At 39.9% G+C, this 21,925-nt stretch carries 19 protein-coding genes, 3 tRNA genes and 2 pseudogenes; 2 read left to right on the top strand and 22 right to left on the bottom strand.

Annotation, left to right across the window (positions count from 1 at the left end):
• From metF to nsrR, 8 genes and pseudogenes are all read right to left on the bottom strand, one after another.
• Positions 1–794, bottom strand: a 794-nt coding sequence (gene metF / locus ACU5DF_RS22735) for a methylenetetrahydrofolate reductase (protein WP_446714307.1), incomplete at its 3' end; no start/stop codon positions are given.
• Positions 795–1,061: 267 nt separating this feature from the next.
• On the bottom strand, positions 1,062–1,511 hold the full coding sequence (rplI, locus tag ACU5DF_RS22730; RefSeq protein ID WP_045101093.1) for a 50S ribosomal protein L9: 450 nt from the start codon (positions 1,509–1,511) through the stop codon (positions 1,062–1,064).
• A 39-nt stretch (positions 1,512–1,550) separates the two neighbouring features.
• On the bottom strand, positions 1,551–1,778 hold the full coding sequence (gene rpsR, locus ACU5DF_RS22725; protein ID WP_005421136.1) for a 30S ribosomal protein S18: 228 nt from the start codon (positions 1,776–1,778) through the stop codon (positions 1,551–1,553).
• Positions 1,779–1,793: 15 nt separating this feature from the next.
• Positions 1,794–2,096, bottom strand: a complete 303-nt coding sequence (priB, locus tag ACU5DF_RS22720; protein ID WP_045101092.1) for a primosomal replication protein N — start codon at positions 2,094–2,096, stop codon at positions 1,794–1,796.
• A gap of 8 nt (positions 2,097–2,104) precedes the next feature.
• On the bottom strand, positions 2,105–2,485 hold the full coding sequence (rpsF, locus tag ACU5DF_RS22715; protein ID WP_045101091.1) for a 30S ribosomal protein S6: 381 nt from the start codon (positions 2,483–2,485) through the stop codon (positions 2,105–2,107).
• A gap of 239 nt (positions 2,486–2,724) precedes the next feature.
• Positions 2,725–3,462 (bottom strand): 23S rRNA (guanosine(2251)-2'-O)-methyltransferase RlmB, encoded by a 738-nt coding sequence (rlmB, locus tag ACU5DF_RS22710; protein WP_045101090.1) that lies wholly within the window; start codon positions 3,460–3,462, stop codon positions 2,725–2,727.
• A gap of 70 nt (positions 3,463–3,532) precedes the next feature.
• A pseudogene (gene rnr, locus ACU5DF_RS22705) lies at positions 3,533–6,050 on the bottom strand (ribonuclease R).
• Positions 6,051–6,138: 88 nt separating this feature from the next.
• Positions 6,139–6,564: a nitric oxide-sensing transcriptional repressor NsrR gene (gene nsrR, locus ACU5DF_RS22700; RefSeq protein ID WP_045101088.1), complete on the bottom strand. Its 426-nt coding sequence runs from the start codon at positions 6,562–6,564 to the stop codon at positions 6,139–6,141.
• 108 nt (positions 6,565–6,672) lie between these two features.
• On the opposite strand from nsrR, the gene hmpA reads away from it, so the two are divergent.
• On the top strand, positions 6,673–7,857 hold the full coding sequence (hmpA, locus tag ACU5DF_RS22695) for an NO-inducible flavohemoprotein (protein WP_446713659.1): 1,185 nt from the start codon (positions 6,673–6,675) through the stop codon (positions 7,855–7,857).
• Between the two features lie 114 nt (positions 7,858–7,971).
• On the opposite strand, the gene motX is transcribed toward hmpA, so the two are convergent.
• The 11 genes and pseudogenes from motX to tsaE all read right to left on the bottom strand — a co-directional run bounded on the left by motX (position 7,972) and on the right by tsaE (position 19,646).
• Complete coding sequence (gene motX / locus ACU5DF_RS22690; protein ID WP_045101086.1) at positions 7,972–8,604, bottom strand: flagellar protein MotX; 633 nt, start codon at positions 8,602–8,604, stop codon at positions 7,972–7,974.
• Between the two features lie 223 nt (positions 8,605–8,827).
• The gene (locus ACU5DF_RS22685) at positions 8,828–10,144 is read right to left on the bottom strand and encodes an adenylosuccinate synthase (RefSeq protein ID WP_446713660.1); all 1,317 of its coding nucleotides are present in this window, start codon (positions 10,142–10,144) and stop codon (positions 8,828–8,830) included.
• Between the two features lie 178 nt (positions 10,145–10,322).
• Positions 10,323–10,508, bottom strand: coding sequence for a DUF2065 domain-containing protein (locus ACU5DF_RS22680; protein ID WP_045101084.1), 186 nt, complete (start codon positions 10,506–10,508; stop codon positions 10,323–10,325).
• A 92-nt stretch (positions 10,509–10,600) separates the two neighbouring features.
• On the bottom strand, positions 10,601–11,485 hold the full coding sequence (hflC, locus tag ACU5DF_RS22675) for a protease modulator HflC (protein ID WP_446714306.1): 885 nt from the start codon (positions 11,483–11,485) through the stop codon (positions 10,601–10,603).
• 2 nt (positions 11,486–11,487) lie between these two features.
• A complete protein-coding gene (hflK, locus tag ACU5DF_RS22670; protein WP_045101082.1) occupies positions 11,488–12,717 on the bottom strand; it encodes an FtsH protease activity modulator HflK in 1,230 nt (409 codons plus the stop codon).
• Positions 12,718–12,735: 18 nt separating this feature from the next.
• Positions 12,736–14,055: a ribosome rescue GTPase HflX gene (gene hflX, locus ACU5DF_RS22665; protein WP_446713661.1), complete on the bottom strand. Its 1,320-nt coding sequence runs from the start codon at positions 14,053–14,055 to the stop codon at positions 12,736–12,738.
• Between the two features lie 42 nt (positions 14,056–14,097).
• The gene (gene hfq / locus ACU5DF_RS22660) at positions 14,098–14,364 is read right to left on the bottom strand and encodes an RNA chaperone Hfq (protein ID WP_045101080.1); all 267 of its coding nucleotides are present in this window, start codon (positions 14,362–14,364) and stop codon (positions 14,098–14,100) included.
• A gap of 103 nt (positions 14,365–14,467) precedes the next feature.
• On the bottom strand, positions 14,468–15,400 hold the full coding sequence (miaA, locus tag ACU5DF_RS22655) for a tRNA (adenosine(37)-N6)-dimethylallyltransferase MiaA (protein ID WP_446714305.1): 933 nt from the start codon (positions 15,398–15,400) through the stop codon (positions 14,468–14,470).
• Complete coding sequence (gene mutL, locus ACU5DF_RS22650) at positions 15,393–17,432, bottom strand: DNA mismatch repair endonuclease MutL (RefSeq protein WP_446713662.1); 2,040 nt, start codon at positions 17,430–17,432, stop codon at positions 15,393–15,395. Before mutL ends, miaA begins: the two co-directional genes overlap by 8 nt.
• Before the next feature lie 12 nt (positions 17,433–17,444).
• Positions 17,445–19,187: a LysM peptidoglycan-binding domain-containing protein gene (locus tag ACU5DF_RS22645; RefSeq protein ID WP_446713663.1), complete on the bottom strand. Its 1,743-nt coding sequence runs from the start codon at positions 19,185–19,187 to the stop codon at positions 17,445–17,447.
• A pseudogene (gene tsaE, locus ACU5DF_RS22640) lies at positions 19,181–19,646 on the bottom strand (tRNA (adenosine(37)-N6)-threonylcarbamoyltransferase complex ATPase subunit type 1 TsaE). Before tsaE ends, ACU5DF_RS22645 begins: the two are co-directional and overlap by 7 nt.
• A gap of 206 nt (positions 19,647–19,852) precedes the next feature.
• Here tsaE and queG point away from each other — a divergent pair.
• Positions 19,853–20,965, top strand: a complete 1,113-nt coding sequence (gene queG, locus ACU5DF_RS22635) for a tRNA epoxyqueuosine(34) reductase QueG (protein WP_446714269.1) — start codon at positions 19,853–19,855, stop codon at positions 20,963–20,965.
• A gap of 582 nt (positions 20,966–21,547) precedes the next feature.
• On the opposite strand, the gene ACU5DF_RS22630 is transcribed toward queG, so the two are convergent.
• From ACU5DF_RS22630 to ACU5DF_RS22620, 3 genes are all read right to left on the bottom strand, one after another.
• A tRNA-Gly gene (locus ACU5DF_RS22630) sits at positions 21,548–21,623 on the bottom strand.
• 35 nt (positions 21,624–21,658) lie between these two features.
• Positions 21,659–21,735, bottom strand: a tRNA-Met gene (locus ACU5DF_RS22625).
• An 82-nt stretch (positions 21,736–21,817) separates the two neighbouring features.
• A tRNA-Gly gene (locus ACU5DF_RS22620) sits at positions 21,818–21,893 on the bottom strand.
• Between the last annotated feature and the right edge of the window lie 32 nt (positions 21,894–21,925).

Below are 21,925 nucleotides of genomic sequence, written 5' to 3'. Positions count from 1 at the left end.
CTTAAGATACGCGTCATATCAATCGCATGGCTCGCACCTACCATTTGACGAGTCACTGGATCATCATCCAAGCCTTCAAACTGCTGTGCCATCCAACCTGGGATCTTCACATTGTTCATTTTGGCAAAGCGAGAAGCTTGTTTGAAGTTTGAAACGGGTAAAATACCTGGAATGATCTCAACATCAATACCAGCAGAGACACAGCGGTCACGAAAACGAAGGTAACTTTCTACATCAAAGAAGAATTGAGTAATAGCACGATTCGCACCCGCATCCACTTTACGTTTTAGGTTTAACAAATCAGCTTGTGCACTTTTTGCTTCAGGGTGAACTTCAGGAAATGCCGCTACTGAAATATCAAAGTCATGTTGAGATTTCAACAATTCAACCAAATCTGATGCATACATTTCAGGTACACCACCTCCTGCTGGAATATCACCACGTAAAGCCACGATATCTTTAATACCATTTGCCCAATAATCATTAGCAATATCTACAAGCTCTGAGCGGCTTGCATCAATACAGGTTAAATGCGGGGCTGCAACCAGACCTGTTTGTTCTTTAATTTCTTTAATGATTGAGTGAGTGCGGTCACGCTCGCCAGAGTTAGCACCGTAAGTTACCGATACAAATTTTGGTTTCAGTGTTTTTAAGCGGTGAATAGAGTTCCACAGTGTTTCTTCCATTTTTTCTGAACTTGGTGGAAAAAATTCAAAAGAAACATTAATACTGCCATCTAGTTCAGCAATATTTTGATTTAGTGACTCTAAGTGGCTTGCGTGTGAATAGGCCATGTCTTGCTCTCCCTGTTGTAATGCAAAAATGTGGCATTACAAAATATATCATCCGTGGCGACATCATTTAGACGTCTATATGTCTACAGAATGTATGTTATGGAGTTCAAAGTCAAGAGGCTGATTATGAATTTTTCTCAAGTAGCTATTGAGTTATTTTCAAGATGAAATAAAGAATATGAAAAAGAAGGGAGTTAAGCAAGATAATTGATAGATAAAAAAAACGCCAGCACTAGGCTGACGTTTAAATTATTAGTTGGCTATTGATTACTCAGCAGCAACAACTTCTAATTTCAATGTAGCAAATACTTCAGAGTGAAGTTGGATGCTAACTTCGAAAGAACCAGTAGTACGTAGAGCGCCTTCAGGAAGACGAACTTCGCTTTTCGCGATTGCAACGCCAGCAGCTGTAGCAGCGTCAGCGATGTCACGATTACCGATTGAACCGAATAGTTTACCTTCGTCACCAGATTTTGATGCGATAGTAACTTCTAGAGCGTTAACAGACTCAGCGCGAGCTTCTGCAGCAGCTAGTTGCTTAGCAACGTTAGCTTCTAGTTCAGCACGACGAGTTTCAAACATCTCTACGTTAGCTTTAGTTGCCATAACAACCTTACCTTGTGGGATAAGGAAGTTACGTGCGTAACCAGCTTTAACGTTAACTTGGTCGCCAAGGCTACCTAGGTTACCGATTTTATCAAGTAGAATAACTTGCATTATCTTAGTCCTCTATAAACTTATTAAACCGCTATCGACTTACAGATGCTTATCTGTGTACGGTAGAAGTGCAAGGTAACGAGAACGCTTGATAGCGCGAGCTAGCTGACGTTGGTATTTAGCACGAGTACCAGTGATACGGCTAGGTACGATTTTACCAGCTTCAGTGATGTAGTTTTTTAGAGTTGCTACGTCTTTGTAGTCAATCTCTTGTACGCCTTCTGCTGTAAAACGGCAGAATTTACGACGACGGAAGAAACGAGCCATGGGCTATCTCCAGATCTAAATTAATTTAATATGCTCAGCATGTAACACTACTCTCGCCACGCCATTTCGGCCTGTCTGATAAGTGATAAAACCACCTACCGTAACGTTACTGCTTTGAGCCAAGTTTGCAGTTAAAGCTTGAGACCCTTGTCCACTAACTACCACGTTCATTCTGCAATAGACTTCACGTGATAAGCCAGCTTCCTGTTTAATCGAACGATGCTCAATGACAAAATGACAATGAGGTATGCCCGCAGGACTTAGACTTCGAACCGGAGCCTTAGCGATAATACCGCTCAACTCCAATCGATTGGTCATCAAATCAATTACTCAGCAGCAGCTTCTTCAGCGCGTGGTGCAGCGTCTTCACGCTTAGCAGAACGCTCTTCTTTAGCTTTCATCATTACTGATGGCTCAGTGATCGCAGCTTTAGTACGCATGATCATGTTACGTAGAACAGCATCGTTGTAACGGAATGCAGTTTCTAGTTCATCAATTACAGACTGCTCAGACTCAACGTTCATAAGAACGTAGTGTGCTTTATGCAGTTTGTTGATTGGGTAAGCCATTTGACGACGACCCCAATCTTCTAGACGGTGGATAGTACCACCAGCTTCTGTGATTGAACCAGTGTAACGCTCGATCATGCCAGCAACTTGCTCGCTTTGATCAGGATGCACCATGAATACGATTTCATAATGACGCATTGGTTGCTCCTTACGGATTATTCAGCTTCCACGATTGGCTCAGTCATCCAAGGGAAGCAAGGAACTAAAAATAAGACTGAGAATTAAGAACGGCGGATAGTATAGAAAAACAGCGTTATTGGCAAGAAAAAGATACCTAAATCACAAAAATATTTTCTTTGATTCAGTAAAAAAAAAGAAGGCAATGAAATACTCACTACCTTCACTCTTAGCCACTTGTTTTATAGACTATTTAAGCTTTATAACGAACGTTGACGTACCGCTTCAAATAAACAGACACCTGAGGCTACAGAAACATTTAAGCTGCTTACAGAACCTGCCATAGGGATTTTAATCAAGTCATCACAAGTCTCGCGAGTTAAGCGACGCATACCGTCACCTTCCGCACCCATAACAATCGCTAACGGGCCTGTTAATTTAGCTTGATAAACATCATGCGTCGCTTCACCAGCAGTACCAACGAACCATACACCTTTCTCTTGTAATGCGCGCATAGTACGAGCTAAGTTAGTTACACGAACCAAAGGAACAACTTCAGCTGCACCGCAAGCCACTTTGCTTACTGTCGCCGTCATTGATGCCGATTTATCTTTAGGTACGATAACCGCCGCGACACCAGCACCATCAGCATTACGCAGACAAGCACCAAGATTATGAGGATCAGTAACACCATCAAGCACTAAGAACAATGGGTTCTCAGTCTTGTTAATGATGTCATCTAAATCATGTTCATTTAACTGCTTAGCAGGAGTAACACGAGCAATAATACCTTGGTGATTAGCACCATTTGCTTTGTCATCCAACGTTTTACGTGGTAACTCTTGGATTTTAAATCCAAGATCAGTCAACTCTTTGATAATAGGTAATAAACGATCGTCTTCACGGCCTTTTAGTACAAATATTTCAATAAAACGGGCAGGGTCACGCTCTAGTACTGCTTTGGTTGCGTGGATACCAAAAAGAAATTCATTACTCATGTTATCGCTTCTTTCTATTACAAATTAGTGGTTCTAATGAGGCAAGTTTACCTCATTATCGAAGGATTGCTTATTCTGCTTTTGGTTTAGGCTTTCGTGCGCGCACTTTTTTCTTGTGCTTTGGTTTTGGCTTTCTTTTTGCCTTAACCTCTTCAGCAGAACCATCTGGGCGTTTCGTAGGTTCAACCATGGCTTGAGCTTTTGATTTCACTTTGCCCTTACCTTTGGACTTACGATCACCTAATTGACCACGACCTTTTGGCTCAGATTTATCACCTTTTGCCTTTGGTTTAAAATTTGGGTCACGACGAGGCGCTTTTTTATCATCACGCTTTCTTCGCATTGTCTTTGGCAGTTTTACCTTGACCACGCGCTTTACGCATTGAGGTCGTGCATTCAAAGTCAATGTTTCGATCATCTAAATTAACGGCAAGAACTTTAACTGTAACTTGATCACCCAAACGGAAGATTTGACCCGAGCTTTCACCCGTTAAGCGTTGACCTGCAGCATCAAACTGATAGTAATCATTTGCTAACGATGAAATATGAACTAAACCATCAATATGCAAATCATTTAATCGAACAAAGAAACCGAAGCCGGTGACATTCGCAATCACACCTTCTAGTTCTTCACCGATATGATCTTGCATGTATTCACACTTCAACCAATCAGCAACATCACGTGTCGCATCATCCGCTCTACGCTCTGTCATTGAACATTGCTCACCAAATACATCCATATCATCGAATGAATAATGGTAACCACCTGTTGGGGTCCAACGGTCGTTGTTTTGGCCTTTCTCTTTGGCAATTAAATATTTAATTGCACGGTGTAACAGTAGATCTGGGTAACGACGAATTGGCGACGTAAAGTGCGCATAACGCTTCAATGCTAGACCAAAGTGGCCTTGATTATCTGCGTTGTATACTGCTTGCTTCATTGAACGCAGCAGCATAGTTTGAATTAATTCTTTGTCAGGGCGATCGGCAATCAAATGCACCAATTGACCATAATCTGTTGGTGATGGTGTTAATCCACCAGATAAGCTTAAACCAAGCTCACCTAAGAAATCACGGAAACCTTGCAGACGTTCTTCACCTGGAGACTCATGCACACGGTACAGCGCAGGCTCTTTGGCTTTTTCTACAAAAGAAGCAGAAGCGATGTTCGCCAGAATCATACACTCTTCGATGATTTTATGTGCGTCATTACGAATAACAGGTTCAATACGATCAATCTTACGATCAGCATTAAAAATAAACTTGGTTTCTATGGTTTCAAATTCAATCGCACCACGTGCTTCACGCGCTGTTTTCAGCACCTGATACATGTTGTGTAATTCTTTAAGATGCGGAACTAATGGCTCATAACGTTGAGTTAGCTCTTCATTTCCATCAAGAATATCACTTACTTTATTGTACGTAAGTCGTGCGTGTGAGTTCATCACCGCTTCATAATGTTTAAAGCCTGACAGTTTACCTGACGCAGAGATAGTCATCTCACACACCATACATAAACGATCGACTTGTGGGTTCAATGAGCACAAACCATTCGATAATACTTCTGGCAACATTGGAACGACTTGCGCAGGAAAGTAAACCGAGTTACCACGTTGAATCGCTTCTTTATCTAATGCGTTATCTGGGCGAACGTAATAACTTACATCGGCAATCGCTACCCATAGACGCCAGCCACCAGAAGCTTTCGCTTGGCAGAATACCGCATCATCGAAATCTCGTGCATCTTCACCGTCAATAGTGACTAGTGGTAATTCACGAAGATCAACACGGCCTTCTTTTGCTTCTTCTGGTACTTCTTCTGCTAAGCCTTCAACTTGTTTTTCAACCGCTGTAGGCCATACATGAGGAATATTGTGAGTACGCAGTGCAATATCGATCTCCATTCCTGGCGCCATATTCTCACCAAGAACTTCAATAACCTGACCAGACATACCACGAGCACGGCCACCACGATCAGTAATATTAATCACAACGACATTACCCATACGAGCACCCATTTTGTGCTCATTAGGAATAAAGATATCTTGGTTAATACGTGAATCATCAGGTACAACAAAACCTTGACCATCTTCAATAAAGAATCGGCCAACAATTCCGTCATTGTGAGGTTCTAATACACGTACTACACGACCCTCTTTACGGCCTCGTTTATCTGTACCCGTTGGCTGAGCGAGTATCACATCACCATGAATGAGCTTCTTCATTTGGTGGAAAGGTAAAAGCACATCGTTGTCTTTACCAACGCTACCTTCAGGACGGATCCAACCGAATCCATCACGGTGTCCAAGTACAACACCTTTTAATACTTCAATTCGCTCTGGTAATGCGTAACACTGGCGACGTGTAAAGACTAATTGTCCGTCACGCTCCATCGCTCTTAAACGACGACGTAAGCCTTCATAGTTATCTTCACCAGATAAACCTAGGGCTTCGAATAAGTCATTACGATTTAAAGGCGCTTCTGCTTTTTGGAAAAATTCAAGAATGAACTCACGGCTTGGAATTGGATTCTCGTATTTTTCTGCTTCTCGATCTTTGAAAGGATCGTTTTGAATAATCTTAGACATAGGCTGACCTGCTTAGTCGGAGGAGATAATAAGGTAATTGTACCTGAGTATAGAAACAACAGATAGGAAAGGATCTGGAATTACAAGCTTAAACTCGCTTTAACAAAATCAGTAATTCGCTGTTATCTGTAAGCATATCCTGAATTGTATAATTATCTAACTCATCCAAAAATGCTTGCTTGGCTTTCGCCAGTGCACTCTTCAATCGACACGCGGATGTTATATGACAGAAATCAGGTGCGCAATTAACCACTTGTAATGGCTCAATAGAACGAATGACATCACCGATAATAATCTGCTGAGCAGGCCTACCTAAGCAAATTCCCCCATTCTTTCCTCGAACGGTTTTTACGTATCCTTCTTGCCCCAATTTATTTATTATTTTCACCATGTGATTGCGCGAAACATCAAATGTTTCGGTCACAATAGTAATACTTGTTAATTCATCCTTAGGCAATGAAGCTAGGTATATCAAGGCTCTCAAGCCAAAGTCAGTAAAGTTTGTAAGCTGCATATCCTCTCCTTAGTCTCTTTTTCATTGTAATTCTTCTCTTGACTAAAAGATATATTTTAGATACAACTTATAACATATATAATAAATACACCTTTAAAGGTAACTACTATGCTCAACAAAAACACTATCGATATCATCAAATCAACCATTCCATTACTGGCTGAAACTGGTCCTGCATTAACCGCTCATTTTTATGATCGTATGTTTACTCACAATCCTGAGTTAAAAGATATTTTCAATATGAGCAACCAACGTAACGGCGATCAACGTGAAGCGTTATTTAATGCGATCTGTGCTTATGCGGGTAATATTGAAAACCTAGCAGTTTTACTGCCTGCAGTTGAAAAAATAGCACATAAACACACCAGCTTTATGATCACAGCTGAGCAATACAATATTGTTGGCGGTCACCTAATTGCAACGCTTGATGAGATGTTTTCTCCAGGCCAAGAAGTATTAGATGCATGGGCTGAAGCTTACGGCATTCTTGCTAACGTATTTATTCAGCGTGAAGAGCAAATCTACCAAGAAAATGACCAATTAAATGGTGGCTGGCGTGGATTACGCGAATTCGAATTAATCGCAAAAGAAAAAGAGAGTGAACACATCACTAGTTTCACTTTTATGCCGACAGATGATCAATCTGTTTCACATTTTAAACCAGGCCAGTACATTGGTATTTACTTAAATCCTGAAGAGTTTGAAAACCAAGAAGTTCGCCAATACAGTTTATCTTCTGCGCCTCAAGAAAAAACATATCGCATTTCAGTAAAACGAGAAGAAGGCGGTAAAGCATCAAATTATCTACACGCCTCACTCAGTATTGGCGATAAGGTAAACCTAACAGCACCTGCTGGAGATTTCTTCTTAGAAGTTGAAACATCAACACCTGTTACGCTTATTTCTGCTGGTGTTGGCTTAACTCCGACTCTTTCTATGCTAGAAACACTTACCCAACATGAAGAAAAAGTAACGTGGTTACACGCAACGGAAAATGGCTCTCAACATGCATTTAAACAACACATTTCTGCTTTAGCTGAGAAGCATGAGCATATCTCTGCCTATACTTGGTATAACCAAGCACAGGAAACAGATACGCTAAATCAAGACTTCCAGTTTAACGGTTTAATTAATTTAACTGAGGTTAAAGAAGAGATCGTCTCTGATAATGGCCACTACTACTTCTGTGGTCCTGTTGGCTTCATGCAACATGTCGCGAAACAATTGATTGAACTGGGTGTCACTGAGGATCGTATTCATTATGAGTGTTTTGGCCCTCATAAAGTTCTATAGATTTATATAAACTAAAATGCAAAAACGGCCAGTGATAATTTATCACTGGCCGTTTTTTAGAGCTGATGAAATTACATATCTAACAAAAAATAGTTAAATACTAAAACTTAGGTTTTACCAGAAGGTATCTCTTCTTTTTGCTCTCGCAATCACATTGCCAGGCATACGCATTTCTAATCCATTCCGAAGATTAGCAATACGTTTATGTTTTCGTCCATCTGCTGTAACTGTGTTATATAGCCATCGATAGGCATCTTCATAGTCTAACGGGCTACCGTAATCACTTAAGAGCAGTTCAGCTAAATGGATCCGAGCGTTTACGTTCCCCATCGCGGCGGCTTCACGCAAGTATGGGATCGCTCGCTCTCTATCTTGCTGCACTAATGTACCCTTGGCATAATATCGACCAATTTGCTCTAATGCGGCAGGTAAGCCTTGCCTCGCGGCATTTTCCATATAATACAAACCAAGATCTACATCACGATCAACACACACCCCCCACGCTAACATATCTCCATAAAGAAATTCATACGCAGGTGAATCAATCTTGGTTGCACGGGCAACAATATCTTCAACTAACTGACAATTATCCACTTTCTTCACACGAGTTAAGTGTGAATTAGTCTCAAACAGCCGAAATAGTTGGTTTTCGGTATAAATAGGGATCGGCTCCCCGATCTCTTCACTAGAGGCATGCATAGGCACTAATGCTACCATGCAAGCCGCTACGAGATTTCGTAGTTTCATAATTCATCAACTCTTTATAACTGTAATCATTATATCGACGTAAGCGGCAATATCTTTAGACAAAATTTGCCCTAAGTGGCAATTTTTTGCCCATACTTTATAAGCCATTGATTAATCGTTGATCAAATAATTGATGGAAATATGAATTGGAAGCTCAAAGCCTCAAAATTTAGGTACAAAAAAACCAGCTACATGAGCTGGTTTTTCTTCATTCTCTAAGCGATTAAGCTTGGAATGGGTGTACTTTGATGATTGTCTCGTTACGGTCAGGACCAGTAGAGATAATATCAATAGGCACGCCTGTTAATTCTTCGATACGCTTAACGTAATCTAGAGCTGCTTGTGGAAGCTCTTCAATTGTTTTCGCACCAAATGTATTTTCAGACCAACCAGGCATAGTTTCGTATACTGGCGTTGCTTCTTCAAATGCCTCAGCAGCCATTGGAGAAACTTCTAGTACAGAACCGTTATTCATCTTGTAACCAGTACAGATTTTTAGTTCTTTTAGGCCATCTAATACGTCTAATTTAGTTAGACAGATACCAGATAGTGAGTTGATTTGAATTGCACGGCGCATAGCAACGGCATCGAACCAACCAGTACGGCGTAAACGGCCTGTTGTTGCGCCAAATTCATGACCAACATCGCCTAAGTGCTTACCAACTGGGTCTTGTTTTTCTAGACCGTCATATAGCTCTGTAGGGAATGGACCTGAACCAACACGAGTACAGTATGCTTTGGTAATACCTAGAATGTAACCTAAGTGACGTGGACCAAAACCAGAACCAGCAGCAACACCACCAGCAGTAGTGTTAGAAGACGTTACATAAGGGTAAGTACCGTGGTCAATGTCTAGAAGCGTACCTTGAGCACCTTCAAACATGATCTTGTCACCGCGCTTACGTGCAGCATCAAGAGTATCAGTAACGTCAATAACCATTGAAGTAAGTAGGTCAGCATAGCTCATTGCTTGCTCAAGTACTTCTTCATAGCTTACAGCGTCTACTTTGTAGTAGTTAACTAATGCAAAGTTATGGTATTCCATTACTTCTTTTAGTTTCTCAGCAAAAGCAACTTTATCAAACAGATCGCCAACACGTAGGCCACGACGAGATACTTTATCTTCGTACGCAGGACCGATACCACGACCAGTTGTACCAATTGCTTTATTACCACGTGCGATTTCACGCGCTTGGTCTAGCGCTACGTGATAAGGAAGAATTAGAGGACAAGCTTCAGAAATGAATAGGCGTTCACGAACTGGAATACCACGCGCTTCAAGTGGCGCCATTTCTTTTAGTAAAGCATCAGGTGAAAGCACTACGCCATTACCGATAATGCATTCAACATTATCACGTAAAATACCTGATGGAATTAAGTGTAGAACGGTTTTTTGACCGTCGATAACTAGAGTGTGGCCTGCATTGTGACCGCCTTGATAGCGAACTACATACTTTGCATCTTCAGTTAAAAGATCTACGATTTTACCTTTACCTTCGTCACCCCATTGGGTGCCCAGAACGACAACGTTATTTCCCATCTTTCCAAGTCTGCTTGTTAGTTAAAAATGGATTCTAGCACTGATAGAAAAATCTTTCAGGTATTTTTAATCGAAATCTCATTTTCACTATCAAAGCACTATCAATATATCGTAACTTACTATTTCTTTTTCTAATTAGATAAAAAGCAAGTTTACCATTATCCATTTGGCTCAAAATTCAAAGCATCACACTACAAATAACGACACCGGCAACAACCAAGCATCCACCAATACGACGCAAGGTATTATCCGGTTGTTCACTCAATTGAGCGACCATGTTACGCCAGCCATTTGGAGCAATTAAAGGGCCTAGACCTTCAACGATAAGTACACCACCAATAGCTAACCATACTGCATTACTCATCACTTACCCTTTTAATAGTTATCTAGCAGAAACAAAACAAGGCCCCGAAGGACCTTGTTTAAATTAGAGTGAACTAAAGTCTAAAACTAGACTTACTTCCCACCCATTGGATCATTCATGTATTTAAAGAAGTCAGTCTTAGGATCAAGTACTAAGATGTCATTCTTACTATTAAATGATTTTTCATATGCACGTAAAGAACGAATAAACCCAAAGAACTCAGGTTCTTTATTAAACGTATCAGCATACAGTTTTGCTACTTTTGCATCCGCATCACCACGAGTAATCTGTGCTGTTTTATCTGCTTCTGCAATGATTGTTGCTACTTCAAGTTCTGATTGAGCACGAATAACTTCTGCTTTTTCACGACCTTGAGAACGTAGTTTACGAGCAACTGCTTCACGCTCTGCACGCATACGACGGTAAATCGATTCAGAAATCTCTTCTGGTAGGTTGATTTTCTTGATTCGTAAATCAATTACTTCAATACCTAAATCACCCGTACCTTCTTGAGAATCAAGAAGTACAGTTGCCATGACTTGTTCACGCTTCTCAGAAACGATCTCTTTCACCGTTTTACTACCAATCTCAGCTCGTAAACCATCAGATACACGACGTTGTAATAAAGACTCTGCCGTTAAGATATTACCACCACCAGTCGCTAAGTAGAATTGACCAAAGTCTTTGATCTTCCATTTAACGTATGAATCGATGATAACGTCTTTTTTCTCTGATGTTACAAAACGGTCTGATTGATCATCCATAGTTTGAATACGAGCATCTAACGTATTAACACGATCGAACATTGGCATTTTAAAGTGCAAGCCAGGTTCATAAATACGTGTAATTTCGTTATTGTCTTTAATTAAACGACCAAATCGAGTAACAATACCGCGCTCGCCTTCTGGGATCACAAACAGTGACATTAAGAAAATAGCGATAACAACGATAAGCGTTGGGATCATTAACTTACGCATGATTAATATCTCCCTTCACGAGTTGAGTTACGACCAGTTGTATTAGTCGATGATTCTGGTTGTCCATTCTTCTCTAACTCAAAATCATAATTTTTAGATGATGATGTTGATGTTTGAGGAGCTGACTGCACTGAACCTTGTTGATTACCTGTGATTTTATCTAATGGAAGATATAACAAGTTACCATTTGATTCAGAATCAATCAGGACCTTACTTGTATTACTGTATACTCGTTCCATTGTATCTAGGTACAGACGAGTACGAGTAACTTCAGGCGCTCTATTATATTCAGGCAATAGCTTTTCAAACTGTGCAATCTGACCTATCGCTTCGTTTACTGTACGCTCTGTATAACCTTGAGCTTCTTTCTTCAAACGCTCAGCACGACCTGTTGCTTTGGGTAGAATATCATTGCTGTAGGCTTCCGCTTCACGAATGAAACGCTCTTCATCTTCTCGAGCAGCAATCGCATCATCGAATGACGCTTTCACTTGTTCTGGTGGGCGAGCTAGTTGGAAGTTGACATCAACAACAATTAACCCCATATCATACTTATCAGTAATACGATTCAGAGTTTCTTGAGTACGTTGACGGATCACTTGACGACCACTGGTCAAGATATCATCCATTTTCGCATCACCAATTACAGCACGAAGTGCAGAATCCGTCGCTTGACGTAAGCTGTCATCAGCATTGACTACGGTGTATAAGTATTTATGAGCATCAGCAACACGGTACTGAACACCCATCTCAACAGTAACTACGTTTTCATCTTTCGTTAGCATTAAGCCTTTTGAGTTTAATGAACGAATTGCTTGAATGTTAACTGGCGTCACTTGATCAATAAAGGTTGGCTTCCAGTTTAGACCTGGGTCAACCATACGATCGTATTGACCAAAGCGTAATACTACACCTCGGTCACTTTCACCAATAGTATAGAAGCCAGAGAATACCCAAATACCAATAGCCACTACAGCAATAAGACCTAAGCCAATTGCGCCGCCATTACCAAATGAAGGTAAACCGCTACCACCTTTATTATTTCCGCCTTTGTTGCCACCACCAAACTTACCGCTCAGTTTTTGACTTAGCTTGTTAAATACTTCATCAAGATCTGGTGGACCTTGATCACGACCGCCACGATTTTTATTACCCCAAGGGTCTTTATTATCGCCACCGCCACTCTTATTGTTGTCGTTATTGTTGTTATTTCCAGGCTCATTCCACGCCATTAGAAAACTCCAAAGTAATTATGAAGATAAAGAATTCTGTGAACTCTCATTAGTAATAATAAAATTACTTAATGGAGTCTCTTCACGTTTTTCTAACTTAGACCAATCAACTTGCTGCATACGTATATCAATCAACAAGCTGCCATCATCCTGATATTCTTCTTTTATAATGCTATGCATTTGAAAGAATTTACTTCTAAAACGCCCAACCGACTCAGGTGGTAGTAACAATGTATGCTCTACCATTTGCCCTGCTAATCGTTCCGTTAATGCTTGAAAAAGTAAATCAATGCCTTGGCCTTCCATTGCTGAAACCCAAACACACTGAGGAACCCCTTCCTCATCACGTTCAATTCGTGGTTGTTGATCTTCTAAGTTATCAATCTTATTCATTACGAGAAGATAAGGCACCTCATGGGCATCAATCTCTTCAAGAACAATATCTACTGCTTCAATATTCTCACGAAAACGCTCATCACTGGCATCAACAACATGTAACAAGATATTAGCTTCTTGCGTTTCTTGTAATGTCGCTTTAAAGGCAGCAACAAGATCATGAGGTAAATGACGGATAAAACCGACGGTATCAGCAAGTATTGAAGTACCAACATCTACAACTTCAATCTTACGGAGCGTTGGATCAAGCGTGGCAAACAATTGATCAGCGGCATAAACCCCTGCTTCAGTAATTCGGTTAAATAACGTAGATTTCCCTGCGTTGGTGTATCCGACTAACGAAACGGTTGGGATTTCAGCTCTGATCCTGGCTCGACGGCCTTGTTCACGCTGTTTTGCAACTTTACCCAATCGACGCAAAATTGCTTTGATACGATCTCGCAATAATCGTCTATCAGTTTCCAATTGAGTTTCACCGGGGCCACGTAAACCTATTCCACCTTTTTGGCGTTCAAGATGTGTCCAACCTCGGATCAATCGAGTAGATATATGACGTAATTGTGCTAACTCAACTTGCAATTTACCTTCATAGGTTCGTGCGCGTTGAGCAAATATATCCAGTATTAACCCAGTACGGTCTATTACTCGACATTGACATAATTGTTCTAAATTTCGTTCTTGAGCAGGAGAAAGCGCATGATTAAAAATCACTATATCGGCATTCTTAGCTCGAACTGCTTCGGCAATTTCTAGTGCCTTACCCTCACCTACATAATATTTAGGGAGCGGAGATTGACGGGTACCCGTCACAACACCTAATGTGTTTACCCCCGCAGAAGATACCAACATTTTACATTCGTCGAGATCTTCAACATCCCCTTCATAAGTAAAACTAATATGCACAAGAATCGCCTGTTCACCGGATTCATAACGGTCAAACAAGCATTAACTCCTTAGTCGATTGTCTATTCAGATAGAATAGAACTAATCTTCTGTTTTTTCTTGTGGACGCTCGCCTTGTGGTCGATCACTTGCAGTGTGATGGCTTACAGCACGAGCAGGAACTACAGTAGAGATCGCATGTTTATATACCATCTGGTTTACTGTGTTCTTCAATAGGATAACAAATTGATCAAATGATTCGATTTGTCCCTGTAATTTAATCCCATTTACTAAATAGATAGACACTGGAATCCTTTCACGACGCAGCGCATTCAAAAATGGGTCTTGCAACGATTGCCCTTTAGCCATTTTTTGTTCCTTTTTGGTTTGTAATTGTAATTTTATTTAGCTATTAGTCTTTAGCTTATGACTAAATGCTCTGAAGTTAAACAACATTGATACGTTTTTGTGCTTATTTTCTCTCTAAACGATCTGAGATCGTTAGTAGGGCACCATCAATGTCATCACTATCCAGCCAAGTTAGTTCTTTCCAGCTACGTAGCCAGGTAATTTGTCGCTTGGCCAATTGACGAGTCGCACACACTCCACGGAAAACCGCATCATCTAACGTGCCCTCCCCATCAAAATAGTCCCACATTTGTCGATAACCTACGCAACGAATAGAAGGAAGGTCAGCATGAAGATCATCACGCTCATACAATGCACGAGCTTCTGCTTCAAAACCATCCTTCATCATATATTCAAAACGCAGTTCAATACGACGGTGAATTTCCGCTCTCTCTTTCGGTGCTATTGCAAATTGATGCACTTCATAAGGTAGAGGCTCACCTTTAATCTGGGTTAATTCTGTTAATGTTTTACCCGAAATTCGAAATACTTCCAACGCTCGGGAAAGTCGTTGTGGATCATTTGGATGAATTCTCTCAGCTGATACAGGGTCAATTTGTTTTAATTGATCATGCATAGCCTCCCATCCAAGATTCTCCGCTTCTTGCTCAATTTGAGCTCTAATGTCAGCATCCGCTGCTGGTAATGGCGAAAGGCCTTCAAGTAGTGCTTTGTAGTACAACATTGTACCACCGACTAATAAAGGTATCTTTCCTTGAGCAACAATGTCTTCCATTTCTTTCAGTGCATCACGGCGAAATTCAGCCACTGAATAGCTTTCCGCCGGATCTAGAATATTAATAAGACGATGAGGAGCCTGTAAAAGTTCATCTTCGTTTGGTTTTGCTGTACCAATATCCATTCCCTTATAGATAAGGGCTGAGTCTACGCTTATCAACTCTACAGGAAAACGTTTTCGTAATTCAATGGCTAAATTTGTCTTTCCTGACGCTGTTGGTCCCATCAAAAAGATGGCTTGAGGTAATGCTTTATTCATGACTAAATGCTTGTATCACTTGAGTAAGATCGATGTTTTTAAGCAATTTATTATTAAATTGGGATAAGTTTGAACCCCATAATTGCTCTAATTCCATCACTAACTGTATCGCTTGAGCGGTACTATAACTGGCTTCTTCATGCTGAATTTGATGAGAAAGCCAAATTATCACCTGTTCAAGAGATGGATTAATGCTATCCAGATACCTTAACAGATTCGGTATCAATTGTTGTAAATTCTGCTGCCTGATTGGCTGACAAACCGCCATAATGATCACGTTAGTATTATTTTTTACTTTTAAATCAATTCCAAGAGGTTTTAATACTGAAGTATAACTCAATACTTTATTACAAATAGTTTCTTCAATACCAACAGAAAGAGGGATCAATAATGGTTGTGCTCTCAGTGGCTCAATATGCACACTATTAAGTTGACCATAACTTTTTACAAACTCAGCATAACGTAAATCCAACAGTTGTAATTGTTCTTGATGCTGCAATAAAGAAAAAACCTTTTCGACAATACCTAACACCTTCCCTAAAGGTTGAGGTTGATTATTTCTTACGAGCGGTGTTGGAATAGATTTACATTTTTCTATCAAAGTAGATTGAACAGGACTACTAACATGCATTTCATTAATTTGATGATTTACAGAAACCCTCTCGTCATCAGAGGTTTTTAGCAATGCTTGATAGTTATTCAGCTCTTTTGAGGAAGGCTTTTCACTATTAAATGTGTGAGCCCTATTAGCAATTCGCGCTGCAGAACCAGATGCTCCTCTCGAGGATAACGAGCTTGAAGGCCAAGAATCAGAAGCTGCTTTATTTGGATAATCAGGAGTCGAATCTACCGCATTTTTTAGCTGTTCTGCTTTAGAGTCTGCACCTATTAAAGAATGCTCTTGTTGATATTCTTGCTGTTGATAATCATTTTGATTCGGTTGGCGAACATATTCTTTCATAGGAGGAAAATACGCTTCTTTATCTTCAATAAACTCCCCTGTTTGTCCATCAACCTGAGCTTTTGACAATAGTGCACTTTGCTGTAGCGCACCATAAATGGCTTGATAGATAAAATCATGCACTAAACGAGCTTGATGAAAACGCACTTCATGTTTTGCAGGGTGCACATTTACATCAACATCGTGCGGATTTATTTCAATAAATAAGATATACGCCGCATATTGATTCGCTAACAAAGAAGTTTCATAGCCTTGTCTAATCGCATGATTAATTAACTTATCTTTCATCATACGACCATTCACATAGCAATATTGAATATCACCTTGCGCACGGGCTCCTTCTGGTGCAGAAATCCAACCGTGAAATTTAAGATCACCATGCTCTAGTTCAACCTCTAATGCATGCTGTAGAAAATTAGAACCACAGACAGCAGCAAGACGCTTTTCAACTTGAATTTTAGTTTGGGCAGCACGATATTGACGAATTGATTTGCCGTTATGACGCAGATTGATCGTAATATCCAATCGACTCAAGGCTATTCGCTTTAATAACTCATCAATATGGGTGAATTCTGTTTTATCAGTACGAAGAAACTTTCGACGAGCAGGAGTATTAAAGAAGAGATCAACCACATCTATTGTTGTACCAATAGGATGCGCTGCAGGTTTTAGCTTTACATCCATATCTCGACCTTCAGCATAGGCTGACCAGGCTTCTTCTTGAGCTACCGTTCGAGAGGTTAATGTTAAGCGTGAAACCGAACTGATCGAGGCAAGCGCTTCACCACGAAAGCCAAGACTAACAATAGCTTCTAGATCATCAAGAGTGGTTATTTTAGAGGTGGCATGACGGCTTAAGGCGAGAGTTAATTCATCTTTTGCAATACCAAAACCGTTATCACGGATACGAATTAACTTACTACCACCTTTTTCTATATCAATATCGATGCGAGTCGCCCCCGCATCGATACTATTTTCAACTAACTCTTTTACAACAGAAGCTGGGCGTTCTACAACCTCACCCGCCGCAATTTGGTTGGCTAATCGAGCTGGTAAGATTTGAATAGGCATGCCTTTTCCTTATTATTTATTTGGAATAATAAGCACCTGTCCTACAGCTAATTTATCAGAACGCAGCTTATTAACAGCTCTGATACTAGATACAGATACTCCGTATTTAGTTGCAATTTTACCTAAGAACTCACCACGTTTCACCGTATGTTTCTTTACTGGAGCGACAATACTTACTTTCAATTTTTGGCCAACGAATAAAGTATCCGATTTCAATTTATTTAACGAACGAATACTACTGGTTGATACTTTATATTTAGCCGCTATTTTACCTAAATATTCACCAGAGCGAACCTTATGGGTAATCGTAACTCGTGTCGATTGAGAGCTAGATGTCTTTTTAGCGCTAGGTTTCGTCTTTGGTGCAACATAAACTGGGCGATTTCCAGGAATAAGTAAAATCTGGCCAATAGCTAAACTAGTACTTTTCAGTTTATTTTCACTCTTAATTTTTGCAGCAGTAGTACCGTACTTTTTGGCAATTAAAGAAAGTGATTCACCAGGGTTTACTTTATGTTTTCTCTGTTGCTGCTTTGCTGCTAATAGCGTTCCTTGTGGTGGATTATCATTAAGATAACGAATAACTGCTTTTGAGATAGCACGAGAAATTTTATCCTGATGGCCACGTTGGAACAGTTGCTTCTCTTCTATTGGGTTAGAAATAAAACCAGTTTCAATTAATATTGATGGAATATCTGGTGATTTCAATACCGCTAAGCTCGCGTTCACAGGTTCTTTTTTATGTAGCTTAATCACTTTACCCATTTCAGATAAAACGTCTGTTGCTAATTTATAGCCCTCTTTTTGAGAATGACTAAACTGTAAATCCAACAATGTTTGGCTAACATTTCTATCATTACTATTCTTAGCTAATACATCACCTGCACCGCCTAACAGTTCAGATTGTTTCTCATGTTTTTCTACCCAACGACCAATTTCAGTATTTGCTCGGCGCGTATTAAGCACAAAAACAGAACCACCTCTTGGTTTAGGAGAGCGGAAACTATCAGCGTGAATAGACACCAATAGGTGAGATTTATTTTTTCTCGCAATATCAGTTCGTTTATTTAAGTTAACAAAGTAATCACCACTACGAGTCATTACTGCTCTCATACCTAGCTGAGCATTGATTAATGCGACTACTTTTTTAGAAATAGCGAGAGTAGCGTGCTTCTCATATTTTCTTGTTGGACCAATTGAACCAGGATCTTCACCGCCATGCCCAGCATCAATAGCAATAATTATTTCACCGTTACCTATAATATGATTCGAATTAGAGTTAATTACAGGTTTTGAGGGTGTCGTTGGTCTACTCTGAGTTGGTGTAGATTTCGAAGTTGAAGAGTGAGGTAAATCCATCACTAGACGATGCCCGTACTGGCCACCGGGGGTCGGTGATAATTTAAATACCTCAGCCGTAACCGAATGCTTCAATTCAAAAACAAGTCGAGTCGTTCCTTTTGATGGTGCAGAGCTTTTGCGTATTTTTGACAAAACCTTACTGTCACTGACCGTTAACGGCAGCTTTGCTTTCACATTGGTATTTTTAAGATCAACCACTAAACGATAAGGACTACTAAGCGTAAAATAGCTATAGTTTGCTTCAGAATTTAGATCTATAACAATACGAGTTTCATCTGGCGATGGCCAAACTCGAATTCCCTCTAGGGTATTAGCAGATACAAAAAAGCTACTTGCTGATAAAACAACAAATAGCGTATACCAAATAACTCGAAAATATTTACCGATTAACACAAATCCAACCGCTGCACTAAACTACATCCATATTCATTATTGCCAGTAATCACAACATGACGAGCTTCACCATCATAGCGAAGTTCAATATCAATATCGGGACTAGGTAGTGGGGGTTTCCCCTCTCTCTGGCCACTCAACTAAACAAATTGCATCATCAGTAAAATAATCACGGATCCCCATAAACTCTAGCTCTTCAGGATCAGCCAAACGATACAGATCAAAGTGATACACTTGCCATTTATCCAATTCATAAGGTTCAACTAGGGTATATGTTGGGCTTTTTACATTACCAACATGACCTAATGAACGAATAAAGCCTCGGCTAAAGGTTGTTTTACCCGCACCAAGATCACCATGTAAATAGATGGTGGTTTGTTGAGTACAAGCTTGAGAGAGCTGTCTACCAAATTCAACCGTGTCGTCTTCAGTAGCTAAATTAAATTCAAAGCGTTCCATTATTCACTAATTTCACTATTTTAATTGTCTAAATTGGTGGACTTGGTATCAAATTCACAATTTATATGTGAAATAGTTAGACACAAGTAACCATGAGTTGCGTTAATTCAATGTCTTTTCATTGCATCGAAGTACGTCTTATCAATCCTATATGATAAACTTTTACTTATCATACTGTAATAAAAAAATGTAATCTCTCTGTGAAAATTGACTATCAAGCACTCGCTACTAACATCAAACTTTGGGCACAAGAACTCGGCTTTCAGAAGGTCGGAATTTGTGATGTCGATTTATCTCAGCATGAAGCGGCTTTAGAGCAATGGCTTGATGCTGGTTACCATGGTTCGATGGACTGGATGGCTCGTCATGGCGTCATGAGAGCAAGACCTAATGAACTTCACCCTGGCACAATTAGAGTCATCAGTGCCCGTATGGATTATTTACCTCCTCAAGCTGGTTTTGCAAGTAATTTAAGCGACCCTACACAAGCTTATATCAGTCGATATGCGCTCGGTCGTGATTACCACAAACTGATCCGAAACCAACTCAAAAAACTAGGTCAAAAAATCGAAGCCGAGGTAGAACAACTTGGTTATCGCCCTTTTGTAGATTCAGCCCCGATATTAGAGCGACCTTTAGCAGAAAAAGCAGGGCTTGGTTGGACAGGCAAACACTCACTGCTACTTGATAAAGATGCGGGGTCTTGGTTTTTCTTAGGTGAACTTTTAGTTGATATCCCATTACCGGTTGATTCCCCTGTTGAGAACCAATGTGGTAAATGTACCGCCTGTGTCACGTCATGCCCAACGAATGCAATATTAGAAAATGGAGTCATTGACGCCCGTCGTTGTATTTCTTACTTAACCATCGAAAACAGCGACGTTATTCCTGAAGAGTTTCGTTCATTAATGGGAAATCGAATTTATGGTTGTGATGATTGCCAACTCGTTTGCCCTTGGAACCGTGAGGCAGATATAACACAACAAAGCGACTTTCATCGTAGAGAGTCTCTAGACAACGCTAACTTACTCTCTCTTTTTGCATGGGATGAAGCTACCTTTTTAAAAAATATGGAAGGCTCAGCAATTCGTCGCATTGGTCATCTTCAATGGTTGCGTAATATCGCAATCGCTATGGGAAACGCCCCACACTCTAAGGATATTGTTTTATCCTTACGTGATCGACTTGGATTAGATAATAACTTAGATATTCATATTCTTTGGGCTATAGAGCAACAAAACTCTAGGCCTATAAATAAAAACAGAAAAGAGCAACGTTTGATTCGAATTATAGAAAAAGGGCTACCACGAGATGCTTAATCTGTGTGTATCTAATTAGCGGCACTACGATTAGAAATAGTCAGATAAATTAACCACAGGCATATTTAGCTATTAAGAATGTGGAAAACATTATTTTGAAGGGTAAACAATACAAAAAATAGAAAAGTTAAACACAAGACGGGAATATGACCAGGATCAAAGAAGTCAAGCAAAAAGATCTTTTAAATCATTAAAAAAAATGCATAGGCTAATAAAAGAACATAAATATCAACAAGATATAGCTAATGTGTTTTTTTTCGATCTATAAATACCAATAAGATCTTTATTACTTACTTTTTTTATTCTGTCAATATTAAATAACTAACAGAGTTATCCACAATTATATCGGTGTGGATAAGTGTGTTAGTTATATGGTAATTAATAGATATAACTAACCCTCTGCTGTTATATTTCGTTAAAAAATACAATAAATACAGATATATAATAGACTGTTTGATTCGTTGATTAGGTATGAATCAGAATATTCTAAAGAACAGGATTTTTACGTGGGGTTAATGCTTCACAGCATTAATTTTAAAGAAAATAAAAGCGCTGAATATAATTCAGCGCTTTTATTTTGTTTGGAGCGACACACGAGGCTCGAACTCGTGACCTCAACCTTGGCAAGGTTGCGCTCTACCAGCTGAGCTAGTGTCGCATGATCAACGCTTATTAAAGCATTCAATCTAAATGTGGTTGCGGGAGCAGGATTTGAACCTACGACCTTCGGGTTATGAGCCCGACGAGCTACCAAACTGCTCCATCCCGCGTCCGGATGCATTGTTTAAGACAATGAGACTATAAACCAATTTCAATTTTCGAGAAGTACTTCATTAAGTACTAAAAAGAAATTGGAGCGACACACGAGGCTCGAACTCGTGACCTCAACCTTGGCAAGGTTGCGCTCTACCAGCTGAGCTAGTGTCGCATGATCAACGCTATAAAGCATTCAATCTAAAT

This window comes from Aliivibrio wodanis, assembly GCF_052920805.1.
The sequence above is the reverse complement of the archived record's forward strand: the minus strand, read 5'-3'. Positions and strand labels throughout refer to the sequence as shown.

What these genes read in the sequence shown, in the direction of transcription:
- rplI (WP_045101093.1), bottom strand. Translation starts at nt 1,511, where the DNA reads ATGCAAGTTATTCTACTTGATAAAATCGGTAACCTAGGTAGCCTTGGC.
- rpsR (WP_005421136.1), bottom strand. Translation starts at nt 1,778, where the DNA reads ATGGCTCGTTTCTTCCGTCGTCGTAAATTCTGCCGTTTTACAGCAGAA.
- priB (WP_045101092.1), bottom strand. Translation starts at nt 2,096, where the DNA reads ATGACCAATCGATTGGAGTTGAGCGGTATTATCGCTAAGGCTCCGGTT.
- rpsF (WP_045101091.1), bottom strand. Translation starts at nt 2,485, where the DNA reads ATGCGTCATTATGAAATCGTATTCATGGTGCATCCTGATCAAAGCGAG.
- rlmB (WP_045101090.1), bottom strand. Translation starts at nt 3,462, where the DNA reads ATGAGTAATGAATTTCTTTTTGGTATCCACGCAACCAAAGCAGTACTA.
- nsrR (WP_045101088.1), bottom strand. Translation starts at nt 6,564, where the DNA reads ATGCAGCTTACAAACTTTACTGACTTTGGCTTGAGAGCCTTGATATAC.
- hmpA (WP_446713659.1), top strand. Translation starts at nt 6,673, where the DNA reads ATGCTCAACAAAAACACTATCGATATCATCAAATCAACCATTCCATTA.
- motX (WP_045101086.1), bottom strand. Translation starts at nt 8,604, where the DNA reads ATGAAACTACGAAATCTCGTAGCGGCTTGCATGGTAGCATTAGTGCCT.
- ACU5DF_RS22685 (WP_446713660.1), bottom strand. Translation starts at nt 10,144, where the DNA reads ATGGGAAATAACGTTGTCGTTCTGGGCACCCAATGGGGTGACGAAGGT.
- ACU5DF_RS22680 (WP_045101084.1), bottom strand. Translation starts at nt 10,508, where the DNA reads ATGAGTAATGCAGTATGGTTAGCTATTGGTGGTGTACTTATCGTTGAA.
- hflC (WP_446714306.1), bottom strand. Translation starts at nt 11,485, where the DNA reads ATGCGTAAGTTAATGATCCCAACGCTTATCGTTGTTATCGCTATTTTC.
- hflK (WP_045101082.1), bottom strand. Translation starts at nt 12,717, where the DNA reads ATGGCGTGGAATGAGCCTGGAAATAACAACAATAACGACAACAATAAG.
- hfq (WP_045101080.1), bottom strand. Translation starts at nt 14,364, where the DNA reads ATGGCTAAAGGGCAATCGTTGCAAGACCCATTTTTGAATGCGCTGCGT.
- miaA (WP_446714305.1), bottom strand. Translation starts at nt 15,400, where the DNA reads ATGAATAAAGCATTACCTCAAGCCATCTTTTTGATGGGACCAACAGCG.
- mutL (WP_446713662.1), bottom strand. Translation starts at nt 17,432, where the DNA reads ATGCCTATTCAAATCTTACCAGCTCGATTAGCCAACCAAATTGCGGCG.